The organism is Pseudolysinimonas kribbensis (assembly GCF_039531715.1).
GTDB lineage: Bacteria > Actinomycetota > Actinomycetes > Actinomycetales > Microbacteriaceae > Pseudolysinimonas > Pseudolysinimonas kribbensis.
In genome coordinates this window covers 421,474-435,563 of the sequence record NZ_BAAAQO010000003.1, presented here as the reverse complement: position 1 = coordinate 435,563, position 14,090 = coordinate 421,474, and the positions used below count along the sequence as shown (strand labels likewise).

Genomic DNA, 14,090 nt, shown 5'->3' with positions numbered 1-14,090 from the left:
GAGTCCGTAGTCTGGTGCGCATGCCGTCGGCCGATCCGCTCCGGGATCTCGGCGTGCGCCCCGTCGACGGCGGCGGCGAGCTGCGGGTGTGGAGTGCGAACGCCGGCGCCCTCGAACTGTGCGTGATCGACCCGGGAGACGGCGACCGGGTCGTGTGGTCGTCGCCGATGATCCGGGATGCCGACGACGTCTGGAGCATCACGAGCGCGGAGCTCGTGCCCGGCGCGTCGTACTCGGTGCGGGCGGACGGTCCCGCCGCCCCGGCGAACGCCTTCGACCCCGCCCGCCACCTGATCGACCCGTACGCGCGCGGCCTCCGCCGCACGACCGCGGGCTGGCGCGGCGAGGTGATGGACGGCGGGTTCGACTGGGGCGGGGTGGGCAAGCCCGGCATCGCGCTGGATCACACCGTGATCTACGAGGCGCACGTGAGGGGCCTCACGATGCGCAACCCCGACGTGCCCGAGCATTTGCGCGGCACGTATGCGGGGCTCGCGCATCCCTCGACGATCGGCTACCTGTGCGACCTCGGCGTCACGGCCGTCGAACTGCTGCCCGTGCATCAGCACGTGAGCGAGCAGCGGCTGCGCGCGATGGGCCTGACGAACTACTGGGGCTACAACACGCTCAACTTCTTCACCCCGCACGCGCAGTACGCGAGCCGCGCGGCGCAGGCCGAGGGCGCCGGCGGCGTGCTGCGCGAGTTCAAGGGCATGGTGCGGCTGCTGCACGAGGCCGGCCTCGAGGTGCTGCTCGACGTCGTCTACAACCACACCTCCGAGGAGGGCCGCGACGGCCCGACCACGAGCCTGCGCGGCCTCGACGACGCGAGCTACTACCGGCACGACGCCGACGGCGGCTACGTCGACACGACCGGATGCGGCAACACGCTCGACGTCTCGCGCCCCGCCGCCCAGCGCCTCGTGCTCGACTCGCTGCGCTACTGGGCGCGCGAGGTGCAGGTCGACGGCTTCCGGTTCGACCTCGCGGCGACCCTCGGGCGCGACGCCGCCGGCGACTTCGACCCGCGGCATCCGCTGCTCGAGGCCATCGTCGCCGACCCCGAGCTGCAGGACGTCAAGCTCATCGCCGAGCCCTGGGACGTCGGCCCCGGCGGCTGGCAGGTCGGCGCGTTCCCGCGGCGGTGGTCGGAGTGGAACGACGGCTACCGCGACCGGATGCGCAACTTCTGGCTGCGGGACGTCGCGGCCGCCCGCGACAACGGCCTGCCCTCGCAGGGCATCGGCCCGCTCGCGCGCCGCCTCGCCGGCTCCAACCACGTCTTCGCGCTGGAGCGCGGCCCGCTCGCGAGCGTCAACTTCATCACCGCGCACGACGGCTTCACCGCTGCCGACCTCGTCGCGTACGACGAGAAGCACAACCTCGGCAACGGCGAGGACGATCGTGACGGCACCAACGACAACAAGTCGTACAACCACGGCGTGGAGGGACCCACCGGCGACCCGGAGATCCTGGCGGCGCGGCGGAAGGCGATCCGGAATCTGCTCGGCACCCTGCTGCTCTCGGCCGGGGTGCCGATGCTCACGGCCGGCGACGAGTACGGCCGCAGCCAGAACGGCAACAACAACGCGTACTGCCAGGACTCGGAGCTCACGTGGCTCGACTGGTCCGGCCGGGCAGACTGGCAGCGGGACCTGCACGACGTGGTGCGGCAGCTGACGCGGCTGCGGCGCGAGAACCCGGCGCTGCGGCCGGTGCGCTTCGGACGCTGGGGCGAGACGACGCCGAGCGCCAGCCAGATGGACTGGTACAACAAGCAGGGCCTGTCGATGTCGCTGGAGGACTGGGACTCGCCGGCCGAGCGGACGCTGCAGTTCCTCGCCGCCTCGACGCCCGAGTTCGAGGACTTCAACCGCATCCTGCTCGTCGTGCACGGCCTCGAGACCACCGTGACCGTCACCCTCCCCGAGCACGAGGGCGTGGCGGGGTACACGCTGCTGTGGGATTCGTCACGCGACGACCTCGCCGACGCCGAGCTCGAGCACGGGCCGGGCGACGAGCTGGAGCTCGGGCCGACGTCGATGCTGCTGTTTCGCGCGCGCTAGGCGACTCAGCCCTCGATGCGGCGCAGCGCGCCGGGAATGCGGTCGGCGAGGAAGACATCATCGTCGACGCGCGAGAACCGGACGCCCTCCGCTCGGGCGCGAGCGGTGTCGATCGCGAACACCACGGGGCGCCCTCGACGAGCACCGACGCGGGCGGCGAGCTCGACGGTTCCCGACAGGTGCACCCGCTGCCGCGCCATGGGGCGCAGCCCGTCCCGGGCGACGACCTCCGCCGACTGCACCGGGGTCCCGTGATAGAGCACCGCCGGCACCGATTCCGTCTCCGGATGCTCGATCTGCTGCACGAGGGAGTGGCCGTACCGTGCGCGCACCCGGCCGTCGGCGATCTCGAAGCGCTGCTTGTCGCTGGTCGCGAGGATCTGGCGCAGGTCGGCCTCGGTGGCACCAGCCAGCTTCGGCACGGCGCGACCGATCGCGGCGAGCAACTCGTCGACGCCGGCCCAGCCATTCGCATCGAGAGCGATCCCGTACGCCTCCGGTTCATGCCGGAGGGCGTGCGAGACCGTCTTGCTCAGACGGACGAGGTCGACGCTCATGTCGAGGTCCACTTCGGCGCATCCAGCAGACCGACCCGGTCGTGCAACCACCCCTCGTGATACCCGCGAGCCGAGGAGAGCCAGTACGCGAACGTCGGCCATGACCCGCGATCCTCCCAACCGGAGCTTGCATAGGCATGGATGCGGAGCACCTGCTCGTCCGAACGATCGAGGTCGAAGCAGAAGAGATCGTCGCTGGCGGCGTTCTTCGCGAAGGGAACGAGCCGTCGTTCCGGATAGAGGGCCGCGAGCGTCTCCTGCCAAGCCATCGCGGCACCGCGGATCTCCGCCAGCCAGAAGATGGGCTGCAGATCCTCGAGTGGACGTCGCATGAGCGCGCCGAAGGTCGGCGATCGCCCTGCGAGGACCTTCCGATGCCTGAGCTGCGCCCACTGTCCGCGCCGGGTCTGCACCAGCCTCGGCGGGATCATCGGCGACCGTCGCGCGGGTCGCCCTGCGGATGCTGCGCGGCCCAGCTCGCGCCCTGCGACGCGACGCGATTGGTCACAGCCTCGCCCCAGGTCTGAGGGGTTCCGTGCCATCGATCGGCGAAGCGCAGATGTTGCGCCGGGGGAAGTGCTTCGTGATACTCGTGGACCTCGGCCACGATCTCGATGCCGGCATCGACGGCGGCGGCCAGGCGCGCGTTGTCCAGAGTCGTCATCCCACCGTCCGGCATTCTCACCACCAGAGCAGGCGGCCCCACCCATCCTTCGCGGCGCATGCTCTCGACGATGTCGCGCGAGTCAGGCATCGAACGCGTCATCTCGACCATCCCATCTCCGGTGCACGCTGAGCGCATCAGAGAGCCATTCGTCGAAGTCCTGCCAGTGCCCGCGCTCCTCCCATCCGGCGTCCGTGAAGGCGTGGATCATGTGGACCGTCGGGTCATCGTGGCGCTCCCCGATATCCCAGCAGAAGACGTCATCCGTCAGGCTGTTCTTCGCGAACGGGACCAGGCGACGTCCTGGGTACTGTTCGGATAGGACGGAGCTCCACCCCTCGAGGAGTCCGTCGACCTCGACGAGCCATATCAGGGGAGAAATCTGAGGCAGCCCGCCGAGCACGACCTCGCGAAAGGAGTCGGGCGGGGCGAACCCGGAGGGAGCGGCTGCCAAGACCGACCGCCAGCGTACGGCGCCGGCCGAGTCGCTGGTCATGGCTGTCCTGTCAATCGCGGGAGATCGAAGCTTCCGAACGGATTCTGCCCTGCCCACGTCGGTCCCTGTCGCTCGATCCGGGAGGTCGCGAAATCTCCCCACGTCGGTGCAGATCCGTCCAGACGGCCGAGCCGAACGAGCTGCTGCGGCGGGAGCGGATCAGCGAACTCGTGAACACGCGCCTGTATCGGAACCCCCGAGTGATGTGCTGCCAGCACCCTTGTGTTGTCGACAGAACTGATGGCTCCATCGGGCATCCGTACCGCGTCGACAGGTTTCCCAACCCAGCCATCGGTCTTCATACTCTTCACGATGTCCTCGAACGTATAGACCCTTCCACCTCGAATCTTCTCGAAGAAAACCGTCTTCTGGGTGAATCGCACGTCTCGGGGCGCCAAGGAGACGACGACACGACGCAGGCCGACGCTGCCCTCATCGGCGCGAGCGACGACGCGAAGAGCTGATGTGATCTCCCTGATAGATCGCGTTGCACCCACGAGGGAGGGAGCGATGCGGTCGGCCGCGCCGGCCAGCGCCACCGCTGCGGTCAGCCCACCGCCCACATGCGCGGCGAGACCGATGAGTGCGAGGACCTTGCCGCCCGGGATGAGGCCGATGGCGAGCATCGCGAGCTCACCCCAGGCGTTCTTGCCCTGCGCGATCGACATGAGCGCATCGAGCACGAGCAATGCCGTTGCCGCGGCGATGATCGCCCACACGATCGGTCCGCCGACGAAGATGGCCACGATACTGACGATGGTCAGCACGACCGTGGCAATCACGACGATCGCCTGCCATGCCGCGGAATCCTGGATCGCCTCCCACACCGACGACGGCTTGACCGCCCGACCCTTCGCGTCGCCGATCGCCTTCACCGCGATGTTCTCCGCCTCATCACGGGCGGCCTGAGCCTCCAACACCAAACGCTTCGCCGCCTCGATGCGCGCATTCGCCGACGCGATAGAGGCGCTCGCGGCGTCCATCGACGACTGGGTCTGCGTGACGTTGCGCGACATGGCCCGTAGCTGAGCGTCAGTGGGCATCGTCACGCCGGTCGGGGGTGGCACATCCTGGTACTTCTTCTGCAGCTTCTCCTGGCTCAGCTGCTGCGCATGCGCTGTCGACCACGACCGCTGCGCCTCGTCATACGCCGACTTCGCCGACTGCAGATCCGCGTGCGCCTCCCGCGCCAGCGCCAACCCACGATCCGCCTGCGCCTGCGCATCCTCCAGCGCCGACGCCCACCCACTCAACGCCGCCACGACCACCGAATACGAGTCGTCCGCCTTCTGGAGCTCCCCCGGCATCCGATCCGTCTCGGACCGGAACACGTCCCCGGCCTCGCCGACCCACGCCTCCGCCGAGTGCGAACTGCGCATCCCCCGCATCACCGACGCAGCATTCGCCGCCACATACGCGATGTCGGTGTATCGCTGCGCGACCTGACGGATGCCGAACGCATCCCCCGGCGTCGGGTCGACCTCGAGGTCGACGAGATACCAATCCGACGGGCGCGTCACGTGCCGATACAAGCATCGCGGCCGGCGGACGTCCCGAGTTATCCCCACCGCCCCACGCGCCGGATACCATCGAGCCGATGACCGACAGCTCGCAGCCCGTCGCCGGCTGGTATCCCGACCCGGAGAACGCGGCCGCCGAGCGGTGGTGGGACGGCACCGGATGGACCGATCACCGTCGACCGTCGACCGTCCCGCCGGTCGCGCCACCGGCGCCGGCCGCCGACCCGAACGCGTTCGCCGCACCGGGCGCGTCGCTCGCAGGAACGGCACCCGTTCCCACGCAGAGCGCCACGGTCTCCCCGTACGCGTCGCCGGCCGCCGCCGGGTACGGCGCGCAGGGCGACGGCGCCTCGGGTTACGCCGCCCCGGGCTATGCAGCCCCGGCCTACACGCCCGCGCAGCCCGCCAACACCCTCGCCGTAGTCGGTCTCGTCGTCGCGCTCGGCGGGCTCCTGTTCAGCTTCGGAGGACTGACGAGCCTCGCCGGCGGCATCATCTCGACCGTGGCGCTCGCACGCGCGTCGAAGATGCGTCGGCAGGGACTTCCCGGTCACCGGTGGGGCATGGCGCTCGCCGGCACCATCTGCGGGTACGCGCTCTTCGTCGTGATCGTGGCCCTCTTCATCGTGGGCATCTCGTTCCTGGTGAACAACCCGGAGTTCGGCAGCTACGACAGCACCCTCTCGTGAGCGGCACGCCCGCGACGGTCGCACTCCGCGCCGCGGGCATCCGGTTCTCGGAGCACGAGTACGCGCACGATCCCGCCGCCGCGAGCTTCGGGCTCGAGGCCGCGGCGGCGCTCGGGGTCGAGCCCGAGCGCGTCTTCAAGACGCTCCTCGCCGAGGTCGATGGCTCGCTCGTGGTCGGGATCGTGCCGGTCACCACCATGCTCGACCTCAAGGCGCTCGCCGTCGCCGTGGGCGGCAAGCGCGCCGCGATGGCCGACCCGGCGCTCGCCCAGCGGCGCACGGGCTACGTCGTCGGCGGCATCAGCCCGATCGGCCAGAAGACCGCCGCGCCCACGGTGCTCGACGAGACGGCCGAACTGTGGGAGACCGTCTTCGTGAGCGGCGGTCGGCGCGGGTTCGATGTGGAGCTGGCGCCGGGCGACCTCGCGGGCGTCACCTCCGCGGTCCTCGCCGACATCTCGATGCGCCGGAGCTAGGCGACCAGCGCCTCCGCGTGCGCGTCGAGCACGGCCTCGAAGGCCGCTCGGTCGTGCGGAGCACCGAAGAGCGGGGAGCCGGGTTCGAGCAGGATGCCGCGGGCGAGCGGGCCGGCATCCACCGGATCGAAGCCGATGCGATCCACGAACGCGAGCACGGTCGCCAGGGCGGCATCGTCGTCCGACGCGGCCGCGACGGCGCGGCGGTCCGCAGCACCGGCCGGGCGGGCGTCCTCCTCGAGCTCGTGGTAGCCGAGGTGATTGAGGCTCTTGACGACCCGGGCACCCGGGAATGCGCGCTGCACGAGCACGCTCGTGCCGTACGGGGCGTCGGCGAGCTCGTCGATGCGGCCGTCGATCGGCTCCCAGTAGTTCATGACGTCGATGACGATCTTGCCGGCGAGCAGCGCGGGGTCCACAGCACGGAACTTGTGCATCGGCACCGCGAGCACGACGAGATCCGCGTCGCGCACGGCCTCGGCGGCCGTGGTGGGCACCGCACCCGGCACGAGCACCTCGACGATGAGCCGGATGCGCTCGGCGTCCCCCGACGCCGCGATGGCGACCTCGTCCCCCGCCGCGATCGCCGCGCGGGCGATCGACGTGCCGGCCTTCCCGGCGCCCAGAATCCCGATCTTCATGTCTTCGCATACAACAAGGGCGACGCCCCCGGCATTCCGTCCGCGAATGACCAAAAGGGGCGGCGTCTCACCCTCCGTCGCGGCAAAAAGTAGTCATTCGCGAGTCAGGCCGCCGGGGTCGCGATGAGGCCGAGCTCCGCGGGAGACGCGAGAAGCGGGTGGGTCGGCACCACGCGCACGGTGTAGCCGAAGGCGCCCGGGCGCTCGAGCGTGATCGACCCGGCGTAGACGCTCGCGCCGTCGGACATCGTCTCGAACGCGAGCGGCAGGTGCCGCACCCCGGCGAGATCGTCGTCCTCCCGCGCATGCCCCGAGACCAGCTCGACCGACACGTCGCCGGGCGTGAGCTCGCCCAGCGCCACATAGGCGCGCACGTGCAGCTGCTCCCCCACCTGCGGGGTCGCGTCGACCCCTCCGGACTCGACGTGCGTCACGTGCACCTGCGGCCACGCCGCGGTGACCCGCTGCTTCCAGGCCGCGAGCTCCCTGGCTGGCGTGTAGCCGGATGCCGAGATCGCCGCCTGGGCCCGTGACGCCGGCAGATACAGCCGCTCCACGTACTCGGTGACCATGCGATCCGCCGAGAGCGCGGGCGTGAGCGTCTGCAGGGTGTGCCGGATGCCGGCGACCCAGCGCGTCGGCACGCCGTCCGGGCCGCGGTCGTAGAAGCGCGGCGCGATCTGGTGCTCGATGAGGTCGTACAGCGACGCAGCCTCGAGCGCGTCGCGCTCCGCGGCATCCCCCGCGCTGTCGGCCGACGGAATCGCCCAGCCGTTCTCATCATCGAAGTACTCGGCCCACCAGCCGTCGAGGATCGAGAGGTTCAGCGACCCGTTGAGCGCCGCCTTCATGCCGGAGGTGCCGCATGCCTCGAGGGGGCGCAGTGGATTGTTCAGCCAGACGTCCGTTCCGGGGTAGAGCAGTTGCGCCATCCCGATGTCGTAGTTCGGCAGGAAGACCATGCGCCCGCGCACGTCGCTCTCCATCGAGAACTCGACGAGGCGCTGGATGAGGCGCTTGCCCTCGTCGTCGGCCGGATGCGACTTGCCGGCGATCACGAGCTGCACGGGGCGGTCGGGATCGGTGAGCAGCCTCCGCAGCCGCTCCGGGTCGGTGAGCATGAGCGTGAGCCGCTTGTAGGTCGGCACCCGCCGCGCGAAGCCGATCGTGAGCACATCCGGGTCGAGCAGCCGCTGGATCCAGGTCGGCGTCGAGAGGCCGGGGTTCTCCTCCGACCATGCGGCGGCCTCGCGCCGGCGGGCGTCCTCCACGAGTTGCGCCCGCAGCCGCGAGCGCAGCGCCCACAGATCGGCGTCGCTGACCGCGCCCTCGCTGTAGTCGCCGCGCAGGCGCCACATCCGCGGATCGGTCCAGGTCGGTGCGTGCACGCCGTTGGTGATGGAGGTGATCGGCACGTCGTCCGCATCGAACCCCGGCCAGAGCGCGCCGAACATGTGCCGGCTCACCGCGCCGTGCAGCTTCGACACGCCGTTCGCGCGCTGCGCCAGTCGCAGGCCCATGACCGCCATGTTGAAGGTGCCGGGCGTGCCGCCCTCAGCGCCTGGGCTCATGGACTCCGGCTCGGCGCCGAGCGCCAGCACATCGGCCACCTCGAGCCCGGGCAGCAGGCCGGTGTCGAAGTAGCGCTCGACGAGCGCCGCGTCGAAGCGGTCGATGCCCGCCGGCACGGGAGTGTGGGTCGTGAAGATCGTGCCGGCGCGCACTGCCTGAAGCGCCTCGGCGAAGCTCAGGCCGTCGCCGACCAGGTCGCTGATGCGCTCGAGGCCGAGGAACCCGGCGTGCCCCTCGTTGGTGTGGAACACCTCGGCCGCGGGGATGCCCTGCAGCCGGGTGAAGGTCTTGACCGCGCGGGCGCCGCCGATCCCGAGCAGCAGCTCCTGCAGCAGCCGGTGCTCCCCGCCGCCGCCGTACAGCCGGTCGGTGACCCCGCGCAGCTCGTCGTCGTTCTCCTGCACGTCGGTATCGAGCAGCAGCAGGCAGACCCGGCCCACCTCGAGCTGCCAGATGCGCGCGGTGAGCGTGCGGTCGTCCGGCAGAGCCAGCTCCACCTGGGCGGCGGTGCCGTCCGGATGCCGCAGCACGCGCATCGGCAGGCCGTCCGGGTCGAGCACGGGGTAGCTCTCCTCCTGCCAGCCGTCGCGCGAGATGGCCTGGCGGAAGTAGCCGGCGCGGTAGAACAGCCCGACGCCGATGATCGGCACGCCGAGATCCGAGGCCGCCTTCAGGTGATCGCCGGCCAGGATGCCGAGACCGCCCGAATACTGCGGGAGCGCCGCGGCGATCCCGAACTCGGGCGAGAAGTAGGCGATGGTCTTCGGGGTGTCATCGCCGAGCGACTGGTACCAGCGCGGCTCGCGGATGTAGGCGTGCAGGTCGTCGCGCAGGGCGTTGGCGCGTCCGACGAAGCCCTCGTCGGCCGCGAGCTCCTCGAGCCGATCCGGTGGAACGGCGCCGAGCATGCCGATCGGGTCCTGACCCTGCGCGTCCCAGACCTGCGGCGCCACGTCGCGGAAGAGGTCCTGCGTCGGCCCGTGCCATGACCAGCGCAGATTGGTCGCGAGCTCGTCCAGAGCGCCGAGAGCCTCCGGCAGCACGGTGCGGACGGTGAATCGTCGGATGGCTTTCACCGGGTCCACGTTAGGTCACTCCCGAGGCGGCCGGATGACACGCCCGCCTACCCGAGCAGCACCTGGACGCATCCTCCGTGCCGCCTCGCCGCGACACGCCGACCCGCTAGCGTCGGAACGTGGCGACCCGCGTTGCACGTCCCCCGCGGATCGGTCGGATCCCGATCCGCGACTTCCGCCCGCTCCAGCCCGAGGCGCGCTGGCCCGCGAAGGCGGTCGTCGGCGAGGTCGTGCCGTTCGCGGCGACCGTCTTCCGCGAGGGGCACGGGCTGTTGTTCGTCGAGCTCGTGCTGACCGACCCGTCGGGCGCGGAGACGCGGCACCGCATGACCGAGCTCGAGCCGGGGCTGGACCGCTGGGGCGTCGAGGTGCGGATCGACACCGCCGGATCCTGGCGCTACCAGGTGCACGCGGCGAGCGACGACTGGGCGAGCTGGCTGCACGACGCCGACATCAAGATCCCGGCGGGGCAGGACGTGGAGCTCGTGCTCGCGATGGGCGCGCAGCTGCTCGGCCGGCCCGGCGGCCGGCTGCAGGTGCAGGCGCGCGACGCTCTCTCGGATGCCAAGCTCACCCCCGCCGCCCGTCTCTCGGTCGCGCACGACCCCCGCCTCGAGGCGGCGATCGCGGCCGACCCGATCGTCAGCCTCGACACCGTGACGCCGCCGCTCGAGCTGCGTGTCGAGCGACGCGCGGCCGGGGTCGGCGCCTGGTACGAGTTCTTCCCGCGCTCGGAGGGCGCGAAGCGCCCGAAGTCCGGCCCGCGCGCCGGGCGATGGGTCAGCGGCACGTTCCGCACGGCGGCGAAGCGCCTGCCGGCGATCGCGGCGATGGGGTTCGACGTCGTCTACCTGCCGCCGATCCACCCGATCGGGCGAACGTTCCGCAAGGGGCCGAACAACTCCCCCGAGGCCGGACCCGACGATCCGGGCAGCCCGTGGGCCATCGGGGCGGCCGAGGGCGGTCACGACGCGATCCATCCCGACCTCGGCACGCTCGCCGACTTCCAGGCGTTCCTCAAGGAGGCCGAGCGCACCGGGCTGGAGGTCGCCATCGACCTGGCGCTGCAGTGCTCGCCCGACCACCCCTGGGTGACCGAGCATCCGGAGTGGTTCACGCAGCGCCCCGACGGCACGATCGCGTACGCCGAGAACCCGCCCAAGAAGTACCAGGACATCTACCCGCTCAACTTCGACCGCGACCCCGAGGGCATCCGGGCCGAGGTGCGGCGGATCGTCGAGCTGTGGATCGAGCGCGGCGTGCGGATCTTCCGCGTCGACAACCCGCACACCAAGCCGCTCGACTTCTGGGAGTGGCTTCTCGGCGACATCGGCGACGCGCATCCGGATGCCGTCTTCCTCGCCGAGGCGTTCACCCGTCCGCCGATGCTGCACGCGCTCGCGGGCGCCGGGTTCCAGCAGTCGTACTCGTACTTCGCCTGGCGCAACACCCGGACGGAGCTCGAGGAGTTCCTGCAGGAGATCTCGGGCGAGGACGCCGACTACCTGCGGCCCAACCTGTTCGTGAACACCCCCGACATCCTCACCGAGTACCTGCAGTTCGGGGGCGTGCCGGCCTACAAGATCCGCGCGGCGATCGCCGCGACCGCCGCCCCGCTGTGGGGCGTCTACTCGGGCTTCGAGCTGTTCGAGGACGTCGCCCGCCCCGGCAGCGAGGAGAACATCGACAACGAGAAGTACGAGTACCGGCCCCGCGACTGGGCCGGGGCGGCCGCGAGCGGACGCACGCTCGCGCCCTACCTGAGCATGCTCAACGACGTGCGGCGCCGGCATCCGGCGCTCGCGCAGCTGCGAGGGCTGACCGTGCACCGCAGCGACGACGACGCCGTGCTCGTGTACTCCAAGCACCTCGACGGGCGCTTCACCGGGTCCGGGGCGCCCGACACCGTGATCGTGGTGGCCAACACCGACCCGCACTCGGTGCGCGAGACGATCGTGCACCTCGACCTCGCGGCGCTCGGCCTGGCTCCCGGCGAGCGCTTCGGCGTGCACGACGAGGTCAGCGGCGCCGACTGGATCTGGAGCGACACCGACTACGTGCGGCTCGACGCGTTCGCCGAGCCCGTGCACATCCTGGAGGTGCGCCGATGACCGCGCAGCGCGGGGATGCCGCCCCGCAGGACGGGAATGCCGCCGCGCCCGCGCTGCCCGCCCTGCATCCGGACCACATCGCGGCGCTCGTGCAGGGCCGGCACCCGCGCCCGCACGACGCGCTCGGACAGCACCCGCTCGACTCCGCCGACCCGACGGGCGGCTTCGTCGTGCGCGTCGTCCGGCCGCTCGCCGCATCGGTCACGATCGTGCGGGCCGACGGCACGCGAGTGGCGCTCGAGCACGTGCAGGACGGCCTCTGGCACGGCCTCCTCCCCGGTTCCGGCCAGGCCTACCGGGTCGAGGCGACGTACGCCGACGGCCCGGAATGGACCGCCGACGACCCCTACCGCTTCGTGCCGACGTTCGGCGAGATGGACCTCTTCCTCTTCGCGCAGGGACGGCACGAGCAGCTGTGGCAGGCGCTCGGCGCCCACCACCGCCCGCACGAGGGGATCGACGGCACGGCGTTCTCGGTGTGGGCGCCGCACGCCCAGGCGGTACGCGTCGTCGGCGACGTCAACGGCTGGGACGGCACCCGGCACGCCATGCGCCGGCTCGACGAGAACGGCGTGTGGGAGCTCTTCGTGCCGGGGCTCGAGCCGGGCGGCATCTACAAGTTCGAGCTGCTCACGGCCGACGGCCGGTGGGTGACCCGCGCCGACCCCATGGCGCGCTTCACCGAGACGCCGCCGCAGACCGGCTCCAAGATCGAGGTGTCGGGTTTCACCTGGTCGGACGCGGCGTGGATGGCGAAGCGGGCCGCGAGCGACCCGCACGCCGGGCCGATCAGCGTCTACGAGATCCACCTGGGCTCCTGGCGCCCCGGGCTCGGCTACCGGGAGGCCGCCGACGAGCTCATCGAGTACCTCGCGCAGACCGGGTTCACCCACGTCGAGTTCCTGCCGCTGGCCGAGCACCCGTTCGGCGGATCGTGGGGCTACCAGGTGACGGGGTACTACGCGCCGACCAGCCGGTTCGGGCATCCGGACGACCTCAGGTACCTCATCGACCGGCTGCACGTCGCCGGCTACGGCGTGATCATGGACTGGGTGCCGGGGCACTTCCCCAAGGACGAGTGGGCGCTCGCCCGGTTCGACGGCGAGCCGCTGTACGAGCACTCCGACCCGCGGCTCGGCGACCAGCCCGACTGGGGCACGCACGTCTTCAACTTCGGCGACTCGCAGGTGCGCAACTTCCTCGTCGCCAACGCGCTGTTCTGGCTCGAGGAGTTCCACATCGACGGACTCCGGGTCGACGCGGTCGCCTCGATGCTCTACCTCGACTACTCCCGCGCCGAGGGGCAGTGGGTGCCCAACCGGTACGGCGGGCGCGAGAACCTGGAGGCGATCAGCTTCCTGCAGGAGGCGAACGCGACGGCGTACAAGCGCAATCCCGGCATCATGATGATCGCCGAGGAGTCGACCTCGTGGCCGGGCGTGACCAAGCCCACCGACCAGGGCGGCCTCGGCTTCGGGCTCAAGTGGAACATGGGCTGGATGCACGACTCGCTGCAGTACATGCACGAGGACCCGATGTGGCGCTCCCACCACCAGAGCGAGCTGACCTTCTCGTTCGTGTACGCGTTCAGTGAGAGCTTCCTGCTGCCGATCAGCCACGACGAGGTCGTGCACGGCAAGGGCTCGCTGCTCGGCAAGATGCCGGGCGACCAGTGGCAGAAGCTCGCCAACGTGCGCGCGTACCTCGCCTACATGTGGGCGCATCCGGGCAAGCAGCTGCTGTTCATGGGGTCGGAGTTCGGCCAGCCCTCCGAGTGGAGCGAGCAGCGCGGGCTCGACTGGTGGATCCTCGACCAGCCGGCGCACCAGGGGCTGCTGCGGCTCGTCGGGCAGCTCAACCGGATCTACCGCGAGCAGCCGGCGCTCTGGGAGCGCGATTTCTCCGACGCCGGGTTCGAGTTCGTCGCGAGCGACCCGCAGAACGACGTGCTCGCCTTCCTGCGGCGCTCGGCATCCGGCGACGAGGTCGCGTGCCTCATCAACTTCAGCGGCGCGCCGGTGGGCCCGTACCGGGTCGGGATGCCGTCGGCCGGCCGGTGGGACGAGATCCTCAACACCGACGCGGCTGAGTTCGGCGGCTCCGGGGTCGGCAACCTCGGCGGCGTCGACGTCGAAGACGTTCCCTGGGGCGGACGCCCGGCGTCGGTGGAGCTCACGCTGCCGCCGCTCGCGGCCCTCTGGCTGAAGCGGGCCTGACGCGGG

Annotated in this window: 12 protein-coding genes; 5 read left to right on the top strand and 7 right to left on the bottom strand. The window is 71.0% G+C overall.

Translation table 11 applies throughout. The features are described from left to right. Positions 1-20 precede the first annotated feature (20 nt). Complete coding sequence (glgX, locus tag ABD285_RS08650; RefSeq protein WP_284252915.1) at positions 21-2,066, top strand: glycogen debranching protein GlgX; 2,046 nt, start codon at positions 21-23, stop codon at positions 2,064-2,066. Between the two features lie 5 nt (positions 2,067-2,071). Here glgX and ABD285_RS08645 read toward each other — a convergent pair whose 3' ends face one another. From ABD285_RS08645 to ABD285_RS08625, 5 genes are all read right to left on the bottom strand, one after another. Continuing rightward, positions 2,072-2,623 carry an RNA 2'-phosphotransferase gene (locus ABD285_RS08645; protein WP_284252917.1) on the bottom strand — a complete coding sequence of 184 codons (552 nt, stop codon included), beginning with the start codon at positions 2,621-2,623 and terminating at the stop codon, positions 2,072-2,074. Beyond that, a complete protein-coding gene (locus ABD285_RS08640) occupies positions 2,620-2,955 on the bottom strand; it encodes a hypothetical protein (RefSeq protein WP_284252919.1) in 336 nt (111 codons plus the stop codon). The genes ABD285_RS08645 and ABD285_RS08640 overlap by 4 nt, the downstream gene beginning before the upstream one ends. 95 nt (positions 2,956-3,050) lie before the next feature. Continuing rightward, positions 3,051-3,389 (bottom strand): hypothetical protein, encoded by a 339-nt coding sequence (locus tag ABD285_RS08635; protein ID WP_344201964.1) that lies wholly within the window; start codon positions 3,387-3,389, stop codon positions 3,051-3,053. Further along, on the bottom strand, positions 3,370-3,783 hold the full coding sequence (locus tag ABD285_RS08630; protein WP_344201961.1) for a hypothetical protein: 414 nt from the start codon (positions 3,781-3,783) through the stop codon (positions 3,370-3,372). The genes ABD285_RS08635 and ABD285_RS08630 overlap by 20 nt, the downstream gene beginning before the upstream one ends. After that, positions 3,780-5,303 carry a putative T7SS-secreted protein gene (locus ABD285_RS08625; protein ID WP_344201958.1) on the bottom strand — a complete coding sequence of 508 codons (1,524 nt, stop codon included), beginning with the start codon at positions 5,301-5,303 and terminating at the stop codon, positions 3,780-3,782. Before ABD285_RS08625 ends, ABD285_RS08630 begins: the two co-directional genes overlap by 4 nt. 77 nt (positions 5,304-5,380) lie before the next feature. On the opposite strand from ABD285_RS08625, the gene ABD285_RS08620 reads away from it, so the two are divergent. Together ABD285_RS08620 and ybaK are read left to right on the top strand one after the other, a co-directional pair. Beyond that, the gene (locus tag ABD285_RS08620) at positions 5,381-5,992 is read left to right on the top strand and encodes a DUF2510 domain-containing protein (protein WP_284252925.1); all 612 of its coding nucleotides are present in this window, start codon (positions 5,381-5,383) and stop codon (positions 5,990-5,992) included. Beyond that, positions 5,989-6,468: a Cys-tRNA(Pro) deacylase gene (gene ybaK, locus ABD285_RS08615; protein WP_344201955.1), complete on the top strand. Its 480-nt coding sequence runs from the start codon at positions 5,989-5,991 to the stop codon at positions 6,466-6,468. Before ABD285_RS08620 ends, ybaK begins: the two co-directional genes overlap by 4 nt. Here ybaK and ABD285_RS08610 read toward each other — a convergent pair. Beyond that, positions 6,465-7,109, bottom strand: a complete 645-nt coding sequence (locus ABD285_RS08610) for an NADPH-dependent F420 reductase (protein WP_284252926.1) — start codon at positions 7,107-7,109, stop codon at positions 6,465-6,467. The genes ybaK and ABD285_RS08610 overlap by 4 nt on opposite strands. A gap of 104 nt (positions 7,110-7,213) precedes the next feature. Next, on the bottom strand, positions 7,214-9,757 hold the full coding sequence (gene glgP, locus ABD285_RS08605; protein ID WP_344201951.1) for an alpha-glucan family phosphorylase: 2,544 nt from the start codon (positions 9,755-9,757) through the stop codon (positions 7,214-7,216). Positions 9,758-9,876: 119 nt separating this feature from the next. Between glgP and ABD285_RS08600 the strand changes: the two genes are divergently transcribed. Both ABD285_RS08600 and glgB read left to right on the top strand, forming a co-directional pair. Next, positions 9,877-11,868, top strand: coding sequence for an alpha-1,4-glucan--maltose-1-phosphate maltosyltransferase (locus ABD285_RS08600; protein ID WP_425564987.1), 1,992 nt, complete (start codon positions 9,877-9,879; stop codon positions 11,866-11,868). Next, complete coding sequence (gene glgB / locus ABD285_RS08595; protein ID WP_284252928.1) at positions 11,865-14,084, top strand: 1,4-alpha-glucan branching protein GlgB; 2,220 nt, start codon at positions 11,865-11,867, stop codon at positions 14,082-14,084. Before ABD285_RS08600 ends, glgB begins: the two co-directional genes overlap by 4 nt. Positions 14,085-14,090 lie beyond the last annotated feature (6 nt).